Source organism: Bradyrhizobium sp. HKCCYLRH1030 (assembly GCF_051168395.1).
GTDB lineage: Bacteria > Pseudomonadota > Alphaproteobacteria > Rhizobiales > Xanthobacteraceae > Bradyrhizobium.
Genome location: NZ_JBNPUY010000009.1, coordinates 56,130 through 71,444 on the forward strand (window position 1 = coordinate 56,130; position 15,315 = coordinate 71,444).

Sequence of the window (15,315 nt, forward strand, 5' to 3'; positions counted from 1 at the left end):
CGACCCCTCAAGGTCTCATCATTGGAGCAGCGCGGCGGCCTTCACGGCCGTCACGGCGGTATTGTAGTTGTTGACGAGCTGCTGCACCGACGCCGCCGACATGTCGAGGATCGGCTTCGGATAAACGCCGAACAGGATGGTCAGCGCCACCAGCGGAAACAGGATCACGCCCTCACGCAGGGTGAGATCTTTGATGCTGGCGAGCGACGGCTTGGTCAGCGCACCGAACACCACCTTGCGGTAAAGCCACAACGCGTAGGCCGCCGAGAGGATGACGCCTGATGTCGCGAAGAACGCGGTCGGGATCGACACCTTGAAAGTGCCGAGCAGAGTCATGAACTCGCCGACGAAGCCGGACGTGCCGGGCAGGCCGACATTGGCCATCGTGAACACCATGAACACCAGCGCGTAGACCGGCATCCGGTTCACGAGGCCGCCGTAGGCCGCGATCTCGCGGGTATGCATGCGGTCATAGACCACGCCGACGCAAAGGAACAGCGCGCCCGAGACGATACCGTGCGAAATCATCTGGAACACGCCTCCGGCGACACCCTGCATGGTGCCCGCGAAGATGCCCATGGTGACGAAGCCCATATGCGCCACCGATGAGTAGGCGATCAGCTTCTTGATGTCCTCCTGCATCAGCGCGACCAGCGAGGTGTAGATGATCGCGATCGCCGAGAGCGTGAACACCAGCGGCGCGAAGTCGTGCGAGGCCAGCGGGAACATCGGCAGCGAGAAGCGCAGGAAGCCGTAGCCACCCATCTTCAAGAGGATCGCGGCCAGGATCACCGAGCCCGCGGTCGGCGCCTCGACGTGCGCGTCCGGCAGCCAGGTGTGCACCGGCCACATCGGCATCTTCACCGCAAAGGAGGCGAAGAACGCCAGCCACGCCCAGGTCTGCAAGGACCGCGGCACCGCCGTATGCATCAAGGTCGGAATGTCGGTCGTGCCGGCGTTCCAGTACAGCGCCATGATGGCGAGCAGCATCAGCACCGAGCCGAGCAGCGTGTAGAGGAAGAACTTGAACGAGGCGTAGACCCGGCGCGGACCGCCCCAGACCCCGATGATCAGGAACATCGGAATCAGGCCGCCCTCGAAGAACAAATAGAACAGCACGAGGTCGAGCGCCGAGAACGTGCCGACCATCAGCGTTTCCAGGATCAGGAACGCCATCATGTATTCGCGCAGCCGGTTGGTCACCGACTTCCAGCTCGCGACGATGCAGAACGGCATCAAAGCGGTGGTCAGGATCACGAACGGCAGCGAAATGCCGTCGACGCCCATGTGGTAGCTGATGCCGGCCGCCAGCCAGTTCGACTTCTCGACGAATTGGAAGTCGGTCTGGGCGGGATCGAAGCGCAGTACCAGGATCACCGACACCGCGAACGTGATCAGCGTGGTCCACAGCGCGATCCAGCGCGCATTGCGCCTAGCCGCCTCGTCGTCGCCGCGGACCAGATAGATCAGCAGCGCACCGACGATCGGCAGGAAGGTGACGACGGAGAGAATTGGCCAGGTGGTCATTGCTGGCCCCCCATGAACATGAACCAGGTGATCAGGCCGGCGACGCCGATCAGCATGGCAAAGGCGTAATGATAGAGGTACCCGGTCTGGATCTTGACGACGTTGCGCGTGATGTCGAGCACCCGCGCCGAGACACCGTCCGGACCGAAGCCGTCGATGACGAAGCCGTCGCCTTTCTTCCAGAGGAAGCGGCCGAGCCACTTCGCCGGACGGACGAAGATCACGTCATACAGCTCGTCGAAGTACCACTTGTTGAGCAGGAACTTGTAGAGCAGCGGCTGCTGCGCGGCGAGCTCCTCCGGGATGTCCGGACGTCTGACGTAGAAGATGTAGGAGACCACAAATCCCAGCACCATCATGACGAAGGGAAGCTGAGCGAGCCAGGCCGGCATGTGCTCCATGTCTTCGAGAATGTGCGGGTTCATCTTCAGCGACTCGCCGAAGAAGTGCTCGACGCCATGGGGATCGGTGAACACGCCCTTGAACGGGAGGCCGGCCAGGATCGAGCCTGCCGCGAGCACGCCGATCGGGATCAGCATCCAGATCGGGCTCTCATGTGCGGCATCATAATGGTGCTGATCGTGCGGCGTGCCGAAGAAGGTCTTGAACACCAGGCGCCAGGAATAGAACGAGGTCAGGCCGGCGGCGACAATGGTGAGGAAATACGCGTAGGTCGCGAACGGATTGTGCGCTGCGTACGCCGCCTCGATGATCGCATCCTTGGAGAAGAAGCCTGCGAAGCCGGGGAAGCCGGTGAGCGCCAGGGTGCCGACCGTCATCACCGCGAAGGTGTATGGGATCTTGCGCCACAGGCCGCCCATGTTGCGGATGTCCTGCTCGTGATGCATCGCGTAGATCACCGAGCCAGAGCCCAAGAACAGCAGCGCCTTGAAGAAGGCATGCGTGAACAGATGGAACATGCCGACCGAGTAGGCCCCTGCTCCCATCGCCACGAACATGTAGCCGAGCTGCGAGCAGGTCGAGTAGGCGACGATGCGCTTGATGTCGTTCTGCACGAGGCCGACGGTCGCTGCGAAGAACGCCGTGGTCGCGCCGAAGAACATCACGACGGCCTGGGCGTTCGGGGCGAGCTCGAACAGCGGCGACAGGCGCGCGACCATGAAGACGCCGGCAGTGACCATGGTCGCGGCATGGATCAGCGCCGAGACCGGGGTCGGACCTTCCATCGCGTCCGGCAGCCAGGTGTGCAGCAGGAACTGCGCCGACTTGCCCATGGCGCCCATGAACAGCAGCAGGCAGGTCAGGGTCAGCGCGTCGGCATGCCAGCCGAGGAAGTTGATCGTCTTGCCGGCAAAGCTCGGCGCGGCGGCGAAGATGGTCTCGAAGTCGGTCGACTTCGCCAGCAGGAACACGGCGAAGATGCCGAGCGCGAAGCCGAAATCGCCGACGCGGTTGACGACGAAGGCCTTGATGGCGGCAGCGTTGGCCGACGGCTTCTGGAACCAGAAGCCGATCAGCAGGTAGCTCGCCAGACCGACGCCCTCCCAGCCGAAGAACAGTTGCACGAGGTTGTTCGCGGTCACCAGCATCAGCATCGCGAAGGTGAACAGCGACAGATAAGCGAAGAAGCGCGGACGGTTCGGATCCTCGTCCATATAGCCGATCGAATAGAGGTGGACGAGCGAGGACACGCTGGTCACAACGACCAGCATCACCGCCGTGAGCGTGTCGACACGCAGCGCCCAGGACACCTGCAGCTCGCCGGAATTGATCCAGGGCAACAGCTCTTTCACACCCGCCTCGTGGTGCATGAAGCCGACGCTGATCAGCATCGCCCAGGACAGGCCGGCCGACACGAACAGCAGCGCCGTCGTGATCACCTGCGCCGCCCAGGTGCCGGAGGCCGGCGGCTCGGCGACATGATGGTCGTCGTGTCCGTGGCCGTGATCGTCATGCGCGTGCGCGTGCGCGTCGGCGGCGCCGTGGTGATGACCGTCGTCGTGATGATGCTCGACCGTATCACCGCTCGGATGGCGCGCATGCGCGCCGAGCAGCGCGATCAGGCCGGCCAGGATCGCGCCCAGCAGCGGCAGAAAGACAATGGCCTGGATCATTCGCCCGTTCCCTTACGCATGACCTTGCCGGCGAGCCGGCCCCCATCTGTGCGGATCATGCGCCCTTAGCCCTTCATCATATTGACGTCTTCGACCGCAATCGAGCCGCGGTTGCGGAAGTAGACCACCAGCACGGCAAGGCCGATCGCGGCTTCCGCCGCCGCAACTGTCAAAACCAGCAGCGCGAACACCTGCCCGACGATGTCGCCCAGGAATGTCGAGAACGCCACCAGATTGATGTTCACCGCAAGCAGGATCAGCTCGACCGACATCAAGATGACGATGATGTTCTTGCGGTTCAGGAAGATGCCGAGGATGCCGAGCGTGAACAGCATGGCCGCGACGGCGAGATAGTGCCCCAATCCGATGGTCATTTCACCCACTCCGCCGCGTCCGTGTCCTGCAGCCCCTGCCCGACCGCGACCTTGCGGACCGCCATCGCCATCTCCGGCGTGCGCGCGTTCTGGACGTTGATGTCCTGGCGCTTGACGCTCGCCTTGTGGCGCAGCGTCAGCACGATCGCGCCGATCATCGCCACCAGCAGGATCATGCCGGAGAGCTGGAAGTAATGGATGTACTTCGTATAGAGCACGAGGCCGAGCGCCTCGGTATTGGTGACGTTGGTCGGGATCGCCGCGGTGATCGCCTTCGGCGTCGTCGGGTTGATGACCCAGTAGGACACCGTCAGCAGCAGCTCGAACAGGAAGATGCCGCCGATGACCAGTCCGATCGGCATGTACTGCAGGAAGCCCTCGCGCAGCTCCGTGAAGTCGACATCGAGCATCATGATCACGAACAGGAACAGCACCGCGACCGCGCCGACGTAGACGACCACGAGGATCATCGCCAGGAATTCGGCGCCCATCAGCACGAACAGGCCGGAGGCGTTGACGAAGGCGAGGATCAGATAGAGCACCGAGTGAACGGGGTTCTTCGAGACGATCACCATCACGGCCGAGGCCACGCAGACCGCCGCGAAGAGATAGAAGAAGAGCGCAGGAAGGATCATCGGACGGCCTCAGCGGTATGGCGCGTCGAGCGCGATGGCTTTGGAGATCTCGCGCTCCCAGCGGTCGCCATTCGCGAGCAGCTTGGCCTTGTCATAATACAGCTCCTCGCGGGTCTCGGTCGCGAACTCGAAGTTCGGTCCTTCGACGATGGCGTCGACCGGACAGGCTTCCTGGCACAGGCCGCAATAGATGCACTTCACCATGTCGATGTCGTAGCGCACCGTGCGGCGGGTGCCGTCGTTGCGGCGCGGACCGGCCTCGATCGTGATCGCCTGCGCGGGACAGACCGCCTCGCACAGCTTGCAGGCGATGCAGCGCTCTTCGCCATTGGGATAGCGCCGCAACGCGTGCTCGCCGCGGAAGCGCGGCGAGATCGGGCCCTTCTCGAACGGATAGTTCAGGGTCGGCTTCGGCTGGAAGAAGTAGCGCATCGCGAGGAAGAACGCGGAGACGAACTCCTGCAGCAGCAGCGACCGTGCGGTGGCGGAAATGTTCATGACAGCCTCATTTCGGCGCGATGCCGGCGAAGTGCAGCACGCCTGCGACGATGACCACCATGGCCAGCGACAGCGGCAGGAACACTTTCCAGCCCAGTCGCATCAACTGGTCGTAGCGGTAGCGCGGCACGATCGCTTTCGCCATCGCGATCAGGAAGAACATGAAGAACAGCTTGAGCGAGAACCAGATGACGCCCGGCACCCAGTTGAACGGCGGCAGGTCGATCGGCGGCAGCCAGCCGCCCAGAAACAGGATCGTCGCCAGCGCGCACATCGTGGTGATCGCGACATACTCGCCGAGCATGAACAGGAGATACGGCGTCGAGCCGTATTCCACCATGAAGCCGGCAACGAGCTCCGATTCCGCCTCGACGAGATCGAAGGGCGGACGGTTGGTCTCGGCCAGCGCCGAGACGTAGAACACCACGAACATCGGGAACAGCGGCCAGACGTACCAATTCAGGATCGTCAGCTGCGGCAGGCCGATCAGGCTCGCAAGCCCGCGGGCATGCTGCGCCTCGACCACCGCCGACAGGTTCAAGGTGCCGGCGCAGAGCAGCACGGTGATGATGACGAAGCCGATCGAGACCTCGTAGGACACCATCTGCGCCGCCGAGCGCAGCGCCGCCAGGAACGGATACTTCGAGTTCGACGACCAGCCGGCCATGATGATGCCGTAGATCGACAGTGACGAGATCGCGAAGATGAAGAGAATGCCGACATTGATGTCGGCGATCGCCCAGCCGAGATTGGTCGGAATCACCGCCCAGGCCGCCAGCGCCAGCACGCAGGAGACCAGCGGTGCCAGCAGGAACACGCCCTTGTTGGCGCCGGCCGGAATGATCGGCTCCTTGAGCACGAACTTCAGCAGGTCTGCGAACGACTGGAACAGGCCCCAGGGCCCGACCACGTTGGGACCCCGGCGGATCTGCACCGCCGCCCAGATCTTCCGGTCGGCCAGCAGGATGTAGGCGATCGCGACCAACAGGACGACGAGCAGCAGGACGCTCTGCGCGACCATGATGATCAGCGGCCAGAGGAAGCCGGTCCAGAACGAGCTTGCGAAGAAATCAGCCATCAGGTCACGCTCACTCCGCTGCCGTCAGCATCTGCCCGGAAGCCAGACGGGAACATTCCGCCATGACCGCCGATGCGCGCGCGATCGGATTGGTGAGATAGAAGTCGTCGATCAGCGGCTTGAACGGTGCCTTCTCGAGGTTGCCGCCCTTGCCAGCCAGGGTCTTGATGTCGGCGATCTTGCCCGCCTCGATCTGGTCGACGCGGCCAAGATGCGGCACGGCCTTGATGATCGCAACGCGCAGCGCGGCCAGCGAGTCGTAGCCGAGCTTCCTGCCGAGCACGTCGGACAGCGCCCGGATGATCGCCCAGTCCTCGCGTGCCTCGCCCGGCGGGAATGACGCCCGGCCCGTCATCTGCACCCGGCCCTCGGTGTTGACGTAGAGCCCGGACTTCTCGGTGTAGGCAGCCCCCGGCAGGATGACATCGGCACGATGGGCACCGCGGTCGCCATGGGTACCGATGTAGACGACGAAAACGCCCTCGGGCACATCGACCTCGTCGGCGCCGAGCAGGAACATCACGTCCATGGTGCCGAACGTCGTCATCTGCGCAGCCGTGAGGCCGGTGCCGTTGAAGCCGATGTCGAGGGCGCCGACCCGCGAGGCGGTGTCGTGCAGCACGGCAAAGCCGTTCCAGTCGTCGCGCACGGCGTTGACGTCCATCGCGATCTTGGCGGCCAGCGACAGGATCGCGCCGCCATCGTGGCGCGCCGCGGCGCCGGCACCGACCAGCACGATCGGGTTCTTGGCGTTGCGGAAGGTGGTCGCAAACGAGTGCTTGCCGGCGGCGACGTCGCTCAGCGAGTCCGTGCCCGCGCCGATGTGCTCATAGGCATAGGTCAGGTCGGCCTTGGGACCGACCACGCCGACCTTGAGCTGGCCCGAGCGCCAGCGCTTGCGGATGCGGGCGTTGAGCACGGCCGCTTCCTTGCGCGGATTGGCGCCAATGATCAGGATCGCGTCGGCCTGCTCGATACCCGCGATGGTCGGATTGAACAGATAGGACGCACGGCCGAGCTTGGCATCGAAGCTGTCACCGCCTTGCACCGCGACGTTGGTCGAGCCGAGCTTGGCGAGCAGATCCTTGAGCGCGAACATCTCTTCGACCGCGGCGAGATCGCCGGCGATCGCGCCGATGCGCTTGCCGTCGATGCGCGACAGCTTGGTGGCAATCGCCTTGAAAGCCTCCGGCCAGGAGGCGGCGCGCAGCTTGCCATCCTCGCGAACGTAGGGACGATCGAGCCGCTGCGTGCGCAGGCCGTCGACGACATGGCGGGTCTTGTCGGAGATCCACTCCTCGTTCACGGCATCGTTGATGCGCGGCAGGATGCGCATCACCTCGCGGCCACGGGTGTCGACACGGATCGCCGAGCCCACGCCGTCCATGACGTCGATCGACTGCGTCTTGCCGAGCTCCCAGGGGCGTGCGGCGAAAGCGTAGGGCTTCGAGGTCAGCGCACCGACCGGGCAGATGTCGACCAGATTGCCCTGCAGCTCCGAACTCAGCGCCTGCTCGAGATACGTCGTGATCTCCATGTCCTCGCCACGGCCGATCGCGCCCATTTCCGGCACGCCGCAGACTTCCGCCGAGAAGCGGACGCAACGCGTGCACTGGATGCAGCGGTTCATCGAGGTCTTGACCAATGCGCCGAGATACTTGTCCTCAACGGCGCGCTTGTTCTCGGCGAAGCGGCTGGTGTCCACACCATAGCCCATCGCCTGGTCCTGCAGGTCACACTCGCCGCCCTGGTCGCAGATCGGGCAGTCCAGCGGATGGTTGATCAGAAGGAATTCCATCACGCCTTCGCGCGCCTTCTTGACCATCGGCGACCGCGTCGAGATCTCCGGCGGCTCGCCCTTCGGGCCCGGCCGGCAGTCGCGCACGCCCCAGGCGCAGCTCGCGACCGGTTTCGGTCCGCCCTTCACCTCGACGAGGCACATCCGGCAGTTGCCGGCGATCGACAGCCGCTCATGATAGCAGAAGCGCGGGATCTCGGCGCCCGCCGCCTCGCACGCCTGCAACAGCGTGTACTCCGGCGGCACATCGATCTCTTTGCCATCGATGATGATCTTGGTCATTGCCTCACATCTCTCTCAAACCACGGACCACCGCGCCGCTGCGCACCGTGAGGGCGCGAGCGCGGGGAAAACGTTGCTGGCGAACCGGGCCGCCATCACCTACTCCGCCGCTACCATGTGCGCGGGATCGCGCACGCCCACGTCGTCGACATCGGCCTTGTGCGAATACTGGTCAATGCGCGCCTCGATCTCGTGACGGAAATGCGTGATCAGCCCCTGGATCGGCCAAGCTGCCGCGTCGCCCAGCGCGCAGATCGTGTGGCCCTCGATCTGCTTGGTGACTTCGAGCAGCATGTCGATCTCGCGCTTGTGCGCCCGGCCCTCGGCCATGCGCGTCAGCACGCGCCACATCCAGCCGGTGCCCTCGCGGCACGGCGTACACTGGCCGCAGCTCTCATGCTTGTAGAAGTAGGAAATGCGCGCGATCGCCCGGATCAGGTCGGTCGACTTGTCCATCACGATCACGGCCGCGGTGCCGAGGCCGGAGCGCAGCTTCGACAGGCTGTCGAAATCCATCGGCGTATCGATGATCTGCTCGGCCGGCACCATGCGCACGGACGAGCCGCCGGGGATGACCGCCTTCAGATTGTCCCAGCCGCCACGGATGCCGCCGCAATGCTTCTCGATCAGCTCGCGGAACGGGATGCCCATCGCCTCTTCGACGTTGCAAGGCCGCTCGACGTGACCGGAGATGCAGAACAGTTTTGTGCCGACATTGTTCGGACGGCCGATGCCGGCAAACCACGCGGCGCCGCGGCGCAGGATGGTCGGCGCCACCGCGATCGACTCGACGTTGTTGACGGTGGTCGGGCAGCCATAGAGGCCGACGTTCGCTGGGAAAGGCGGCTTCAGCCGCGGCTGGCCCTTTTTGCCTTCGAGGCTCTCCAGCAGCGCGGTCTCCTCGCCGCAGATATAGGCGCCGGCGCCATGCGCGACATAGAGATCGAACGGCCAGCCATGGATGTTGTTCTTGCCGATCAGGTTGGCCTCATAGGCCTGATCGATCGCCGCCTGCAGCCGCTCGCGCTCGCGGATGAACTCGCCGCGCACATAGATGTAGCAGGCATGCGCGTTCATCGCGAAGCTGGCCAGCAGGCAGCCCTCGACGAGATGATGCGGATCGTGCCGCATGATCTCGCGATCCTTGCAGGTGCCGGGCTCGGACTCGTCGGCGTTGACCACGAGGTAGCTCGGCCGACCGTCGGTCGATTCCTTCGGCATGAACGACCATTTCAAGCCGGTCGGGAAGCCGGCGCCGCCGCGGCCGCGCAGGCCGGAAGCCTTCATCTCGTTGATGATCCAGTCGCGACCTTTTTCGATCAGCGCCTTGGTGCCATCCCAGCTGCCGCGCCGGCGTGCGCCTTCGAGGCCCCAATCATGCAGGCCATAGAGGTTGGTGAAGATGCGGTCCTTGTCGTCGAGCATGATCAGACGGCTTCCTCGGGTGTCAGCGGTTCGACTGCATGGTGGCGATGAAGGCGGCGCAGCCGCCGAACACCAAGGCCCACAGCAGACTGGACTCCAGCGTCGCATTGAGCGCGAACCGCTGCAGCACGAAAATGAAAGCGGCGGCTGCGAGCGTATGCAGTGCCACGTAGCGCCAGTTCTTCATTGCGGCGCCCTCTTCGGTCAGGGCCGCAACGCGGGTGCGATTGCGGCTCATGTCTTCTCCTTCAGCGTGGTCGGCCCGCCCGCCGGCGCCGAGAACTGGCGGCCATTCTGCGGACCCGGCGTCGGCAGGTTGCCGGTCGCGAAGCCGTCGAGCACCTTGCCGAAGCTCTCCGGCGTCAGGTCCTCATAGGTGTCCTTCCAGACCTGCACCATCGGCGCGTTCACGCAGGCGCCCAGGCACTCGACCTCTTCCCAGCTGAAGTCGCCGTCCTTCGACAGGTGGAAGGGATCGTGATGGATGCGATGCTTGCAGACCTCGATCAGTTCTTCGGCGCCGCGCAGACGGCACGGCGTGGTGCCGCACACCTGCACATGCGCCTTCTTGCCGACCGGCTGCAGCTGGAACATCGTGTAGAAGGTCGCGACTTCGAGCACGCGGATGTAGGGCATGCCGAGCATGTCGGCGACGACGCGGATGGCCGCCTCCGACACCCAGCCCTCGTTCTGCTCCTGCGCGCGCCACAGGATCGCGATCACGGCCGAGGCCTGGCGGCCTTCCGGATATTTCGCGATCTGCGCTTTGGCGAAGGCAAGGTTCTCGTCCGTGAACGCAAAGCTCGCGGGCTGGACTTCCTTCGGGGCAAGACGGCGGACGGACATGGCTCTTCAATCTTTCATTGCATGCGGCGCGCGGCACTTGCATTGAGCGCTGCGACGCGATTCTGCCAGAAGGCACTTGCAGTTCCGAACACGTTATAGCCGACGTGGGCGGACGCCTTGATCCGGTCGAGGATCGACAGCTCTGTCACGGTCTCGAGGCGGCCGCTTGCGGGGTCGTAGACCATCAGTTGCATCGGCGTCTGATCGAGGATGTAGCGCGAGACCGTATGGTTGCGATCCTGGCCGTGCTCCTCGCACAGGATCATGCTGTCGGTCGCGAGCAGCCGCGCCCCGCCCTTGATCGCCTCGATCTCGACGCCCTCGACGTCGAGCTTGATCAGGTACTTGCCGGAAGCGGCGACCTTGCCGTCGTCGATCAGATCGTCGAGCGCCATCACCGGCACCTGCTCGCCGCCGGCGTTGTCGCCGGCGATACTGAAGGCCTCGTGCTTGGTACCGGTGAGATGCGCGACGCCGCGGCGTTCGCCGATGGCGCACTTCATCACTTCGAAGCGGCCGCCGTTGATCTGCGCATTGTTCGCGAGCTTGGCGAAGTTCGCCGAGGACGGCTCGATCGCGATCGCCTTGTGCGCGCCGTAGGGCGTGCTCGACACCAGCACCGACCAGTAGCCGTAATTGGCCCCGCCGTCGATGAAGGTGTAGTCGACATCGACAGTGCCGAGAAACAGGAACTCGAGTTCGTCCTCATAGTGATAGTCGCGGTTGAGCAGCTTGCTCCAATAGCCGTCGCCATAGGGAAACTCGAACACGGCGTCCGGGTTGAGCTTCACCGCGATGTCGCGTTCGGGCAGCGCCAGCCGCAGCAGATTGGCACAGCGGTTGTAGCCGCGATGCGAGAAATGCGAGGAAATCTTCGAGCCGGTCGACAGCGCCAATGCAGCCGTGCGCTCCCAGAGGTTCGCTCCTTCGAGCGCTCCGGAAGCACGATCGAACTGGATCGGCGCATGGCCCATCAGCGGTCCACCTCTCCGAACACGATGTCGAGCGAGCCGAGAATGGCCGAGACGTCGGCGAGCAGATGGCCGCGGCAGATGAAATCCATCGCCTGTAGATGCGCGAAGCCCGGAGCGCGGATCTTGCACTTGTACGGCTTGTTGGTGCCGTCGGCGACGAGATAGACGCCGAACTCACCCTTCGGCGCCTCGACGGCCGCATAGATCTCGCCTGCCGGCACGTGCACGCCCTCGGTGTAGAGTTTGAAGTGGTGGATCAGCGCTTCCATCGAGCGCTTCATCTCGCCACGGCGCGGCGGAGCGATCTTGTTGTCGGTGATCATCACCGGGCCCTGCCCGTCCGGTGCTCGCAGCTTTTGGATGCACTGCTTCATGATACGCACCGACTGGCGCATCTCTTCCATGCGGATCAGATAGCGGTCGTAGCAGTCGCCGTTCTTGCCGATCGGAACGTCGAACTCCATCTCGGCATAGACGTCGTAGGGCTGCGACTTGCGCAGGTCCCAGGCCGCGCCCGAGCCGCGCACCATCACGCCGGAGAAGCCCCACTCCCAGGCCTGCTTCAGGGTCACGACGCCGATGTCGACGTTACGCTGCTTGAAGATGCGGTTGCCGGTGAGGAGCCGGTCGAGATCGTCGACCACCTTCAGGAACGGATCGCAGAATGCGTCGATGTCGTCGATCAGCTTCGGCGGCAGGTCCTGGTGGACGCCACCGATGCGGAAGTAGTTGGCGTGCATGCGCGAGCCGGAGGCGCGCTCATAGAACACCATCAGCTTCTCGCGCTCCTCGAAGCCCCACAGCGGCGGCGTCAGCGCGCCGACGTCCATCGCCTGGGTGGTGACGTTGAGCAGATGCGACAGCAGCCGTCCGATCTCGGAGTAGAGCACGCGGATCAGCTGGCCGCGGCGCGGAACCTCGATGCCGAGCAGGCGTTCGGCGGCGAGGCAGAAGGCATGCTCCTGATTCATCGGCGCGACGTAGTCGAGCCGATCGAAATAGGGCATCGCCTGCATGTAGGTCTTGGTCTCGATCAGCTTCTCGGTGCCGCGATGCAGCAGGCCGATATGCGGATCGACGCGCTCGACCACCTCGCCGTCCAGCTCCAGCACCAGGCGCAGAACGCCATGGGCCGCCGGATGCTGCGGGCCGAAATTGATCGTGAAGTTGCGGAGGGCCGGGCTCTGCTCGTTCATGCTGAAGCTCCCGCTTCCTGGCGAGTAGCGAATGGCGAATAGCGAATAGCGAACGTCATTTCGGCGACTTGTCCTGTAACGACCGGATGAGCGCGCGAACCATCTTGCCCAAGTTCTCGCATTGCGTGAGCGAGGCTTTCAGGTCCGACGACGGCAAAAGGCCAACACGCTCCGCCAAGATCAGATGTGTTTCGAGTTCTTTCAGTGAGCCTTGCGCGATTCGCAAAGACTGGACGAAGCTGCCGGTGTTCTCTCGCCCGTGCCCCTCGGCGATGTTGGCGGCAATCGAACCTGATGACCGCCTGATCTGTGACGTCAGTCCGAACTGCTCCTCGCGAGGAAATTGGCGCGTCAGCCGATAACACGCCTCCGCAAGGGACATGGCATCCTGCCAAACCCGGAGGTCGCGATATGAATTTATCGGCTGCGAGGTCAACCATCATCCCTATTCGCTACTCGCTATTCCCTATTCGCCCAATTCACTTCGTCGCCTTCTCATCGCCCGGCAGCGGATAGTCCGCACCTTCCCAGGGCGACAGGAAATCGAACTTGCGGAATTCCTGGTTGAGCCGCACCGGCTCGTAGATGACCCGCTTCTCCTGATCGTCGTAGCGCACCTCGACGAACCCCGTCGTCGGGAAGTCCTTGCGCAGCGGATGGCCGTCGAATCCGTAATCCGTCAGCAGGCGGCGCATGTCCGGGTGGCCGACGAAGATCACGCCGTAGAGGTCGTAGGCCTCGCGCTCGAACCAATCGGCGCCCGGAAAGACATCGATCAGCGACGGCACCTGCGTCGTCTCGTCGGCCTCGGCCTTCAGCCGGATGCGCGCGTTCAGCGTCGGTGACAGGAAGTGATAGACAACATCGAAACGCTTGGCGCGCTCAGGATAGTCGACCGCCGTGATGTCGGTGATGTTGACGAAGCGGAGAGCCGGATCGTCGCGCAGATGTGTCACGACCTCGACGATCCGGGCGGGCTCCACGTTCACCGTGAGCTGATTGAAAGCGACCGTATGGCCGATCGCGGCGCCCGGGAGCGCGCTTACGATCGTCTGCCCAAGGGTGTCGAGCCTGCCGTCGTCCATAACGAAAAACCTTCAGCGTTCGATGGTGCCGGTGCGCCGGATCTTCTTCTGCAGCAGCAGCACACCGTACAGCAGCGCTTCGGCGGTCGGCGGACAGCCGGGCACGTAGATGTCAATGGGAACGATGCGATCGCAGCCGCGGACCACCGAATAAGAATAGTGATAGTAGCCGCCGCCATTGGCGCACGACCCCATCGAGATGACGTAGCGCGGCTCCGGCATCTGGTCGTAGACCTTGCGCAGCGCCGGCGCCATCTTGTTGGTCAGCGTGCCGGCGACGATCATCACGTCGGACTGGCGCGGCGAGGCGCGCGGCGCGAAGCCGAACCGCTCGACGTCGTAGCGCGGCATCGAGACCTGCATCATCTCGACGGCGCAGCAGGCCAGGCCGAACGTCATCCACATCAGCGAGCCGGTGCGGGCCCAGGTGATGAGATCGTCAGCGGTGGCGACGAAGAATCCCTTGTCCGACAGTTCGTGCCTGACCTCGAGGAAATACGGGTCGTTGGCACCGATCGGCCTGCCGGTCGCGGGATCGAGAATGCCCTTCGGGGCCGGAGCGATCGCCGGCCCGGTCGAGGACGTGGTCGGGCTCAATCCCATTCAAGCGCGCCTTTCTTCCATTCGTAGGCAAACCCGACCGTCAACACGGCCAGGAACACCAGCATCGACCAGAAGCCGGCCGCGCCGAGCTTGCCGAATGCGACTGCCCAGGGGAACAGGAAGGCGACTTCGAGGTCGAAGATGATGAAAAGGATGGCAACCAGATAGAAGCGGACGTCGAACTTCATGCGGGCGTCGTCGAACGCATTGAAGCCGCACTCGTACGCGGAGAGCTTCTCGGGATCGGGCTGCTGGTAGGCGACCAGGAACGGCGCGATCAGCAGCACCACCCCGATGATGGCTGCGACACCTATGAAAACGACGAGGGGGAGATAGTTCTGAAGGATGCCGGTCATCGGCGCCACTTTCCTCTGCGGTTTCGGTGCAAACCGCAGACTCGTTGCATTGGAATTGGTCGAAGCCTTAGCGCAGCGCACCAAGCCGCGCAAGACAAGCCGTCTCGCCGGTGTCATCCCTCCCCACATTGCGGAAACCCGGACACACCGAGCAACGGCGCCGCGGATGACGCGTGCAGGAGCCGCATTGCAGACCCGCAGCATTACGGTGCCGCACGGTCCAACGCAGGACGCTGAGGCGATCAGCAATCGCGAGGACGCACGCCGGTGTGCGCAGGCTGGCTGGTCGGAGACGGATGCGGATCAGCGCTCGATCGGGAGATCCAAACGAGGCGACGGGACCGTCACCCGATAGGCTTCCGTTACCGCGGGAGATGGTCACGAAGGGCCACCGGATCAAGATCATCCACGGCCGCCGTCGATACCGGCACCGCCGCGCGCTGTTAGCCCCGGCCGCATACTCCCGATTGCCGCCGCGGCGGCTGCAACCGATGAAACCATTTTGAGGAAACGAAGAAACGGGATCGAAACAAAGCGGGGGTACATGTCCAGGCAACAAAGTG

16 protein-coding genes are annotated in these 15,315 nt (G+C 64.0%); all 16 read right to left on the bottom strand.

Features of this window, described 5'->3' with window-relative positions; translation table 11 throughout:
- Positions 1–18: 18 nt before the first annotated feature.
- The 16 genes from ACQR1E_RS24670 to ACQR1E_RS24745 all read right to left on the bottom strand — a co-directional run bounded on the left by ACQR1E_RS24670 (position 19) and on the right by ACQR1E_RS24745 (position 14,752).
- Complete coding sequence (locus ACQR1E_RS24670; RefSeq protein ID WP_315827168.1) at positions 19–1,527, bottom strand: NADH-quinone oxidoreductase subunit M; 1,509 nt, start codon at positions 1,525–1,527, stop codon at positions 19–21.
- Positions 1,524–3,602: an NADH-quinone oxidoreductase subunit L gene (gene nuoL, locus ACQR1E_RS24675; RefSeq protein WP_315711559.1), complete on the bottom strand. Its 2,079-nt coding sequence runs from the start codon at positions 3,600–3,602 to the stop codon at positions 1,524–1,526. Before nuoL ends, ACQR1E_RS24670 begins: the two co-directional genes overlap by 4 nt.
- A gap of 65 nt (positions 3,603–3,667) precedes the next feature.
- Positions 3,668–3,976 (bottom strand): NADH-quinone oxidoreductase subunit NuoK, encoded by a 309-nt coding sequence (gene nuoK, locus ACQR1E_RS24680; protein WP_315711558.1) that lies wholly within the window; start codon positions 3,974–3,976, stop codon positions 3,668–3,670.
- Entirely contained in the window at positions 3,973–4,611 is a 639-nt protein-coding gene (locus ACQR1E_RS24685; RefSeq protein WP_015666525.1) for an NADH-quinone oxidoreductase subunit J, read from the bottom strand. Before ACQR1E_RS24685 ends, nuoK begins: the two co-directional genes overlap by 4 nt.
- A gap of 9 nt (positions 4,612–4,620) precedes the next feature.
- Complete coding sequence (gene nuoI, locus ACQR1E_RS24690) at positions 4,621–5,109, bottom strand: NADH-quinone oxidoreductase subunit NuoI (protein ID WP_006611003.1); 489 nt, start codon at positions 5,107–5,109, stop codon at positions 4,621–4,623.
- 7 nt (positions 5,110–5,116) lie between these two features.
- Entirely contained in the window at positions 5,117–6,187 is a 1,071-nt protein-coding gene (gene nuoH, locus ACQR1E_RS24695) for an NADH-quinone oxidoreductase subunit NuoH (protein WP_315711556.1), read from the bottom strand.
- Between the two features lie 10 nt (positions 6,188–6,197).
- Positions 6,198–8,267, bottom strand: coding sequence for an NADH-quinone oxidoreductase subunit NuoG (gene nuoG, locus ACQR1E_RS24700; RefSeq protein ID WP_315711555.1), 2,070 nt, complete (start codon positions 8,265–8,267; stop codon positions 6,198–6,200).
- Between the two features lie 99 nt (positions 8,268–8,366).
- Positions 8,367–9,692, bottom strand: a complete 1,326-nt coding sequence (gene nuoF, locus ACQR1E_RS24705) for an NADH-quinone oxidoreductase subunit NuoF (RefSeq protein WP_315711552.1) — start codon at positions 9,690–9,692, stop codon at positions 8,367–8,369.
- A gap of 22 nt (positions 9,693–9,714) precedes the next feature.
- Positions 9,715–9,930, bottom strand: coding sequence for a hypothetical protein (locus tag ACQR1E_RS24710; protein WP_315711550.1), 216 nt, complete (start codon positions 9,928–9,930; stop codon positions 9,715–9,717).
- On the bottom strand, positions 9,927–10,538 hold the full coding sequence (gene nuoE, locus ACQR1E_RS24715; RefSeq protein ID WP_172109602.1) for an NADH-quinone oxidoreductase subunit NuoE: 612 nt from the start codon (positions 10,536–10,538) through the stop codon (positions 9,927–9,929). The genes ACQR1E_RS24710 and nuoE overlap by 4 nt, the downstream gene beginning before the upstream one ends.
- A gap of 14 nt (positions 10,539–10,552) precedes the next feature.
- Positions 10,553–11,512 (bottom strand): FkbM family methyltransferase, encoded by a 960-nt coding sequence (locus ACQR1E_RS24720; protein ID WP_315711548.1) that lies wholly within the window; start codon positions 11,510–11,512, stop codon positions 10,553–10,555.
- Positions 11,512–12,708: an NADH-quinone oxidoreductase subunit D gene (locus tag ACQR1E_RS24725; protein WP_315711546.1), complete on the bottom strand. Its 1,197-nt coding sequence runs from the start codon at positions 12,706–12,708 to the stop codon at positions 11,512–11,514. The genes ACQR1E_RS24720 and ACQR1E_RS24725 overlap by 1 nt, the downstream gene beginning before the upstream one ends.
- A 55-nt stretch (positions 12,709–12,763) precedes the next feature.
- Positions 12,764–13,144: a four helix bundle protein gene (locus ACQR1E_RS24730; protein ID WP_316170112.1), complete on the bottom strand. Its 381-nt coding sequence runs from the start codon at positions 13,142–13,144 to the stop codon at positions 12,764–12,766.
- A 43-nt stretch (positions 13,145–13,187) separates the two neighbouring features.
- Entirely contained in the window at positions 13,188–13,793 is a 606-nt protein-coding gene (locus ACQR1E_RS24735; protein ID WP_315711544.1) for an NADH-quinone oxidoreductase subunit C, read from the bottom strand.
- Between the two features lie 12 nt (positions 13,794–13,805).
- Positions 13,806–14,390 carry a NuoB/complex I 20 kDa subunit family protein gene (locus tag ACQR1E_RS24740; RefSeq protein WP_173424458.1) on the bottom strand — a complete coding sequence of 195 codons (585 nt, stop codon included), beginning with the start codon at positions 14,388–14,390 and terminating at the stop codon, positions 13,806–13,808.
- Positions 14,387–14,752 carry an NADH-quinone oxidoreductase subunit A gene (locus ACQR1E_RS24745; RefSeq protein ID WP_008964559.1) on the bottom strand — a complete coding sequence of 122 codons (366 nt, stop codon included), beginning with the start codon at positions 14,750–14,752 and terminating at the stop codon, positions 14,387–14,389. Before ACQR1E_RS24745 ends, ACQR1E_RS24740 begins: the two co-directional genes overlap by 4 nt.
- Between the last annotated feature and the right edge of the window lie 563 nt (positions 14,753–15,315).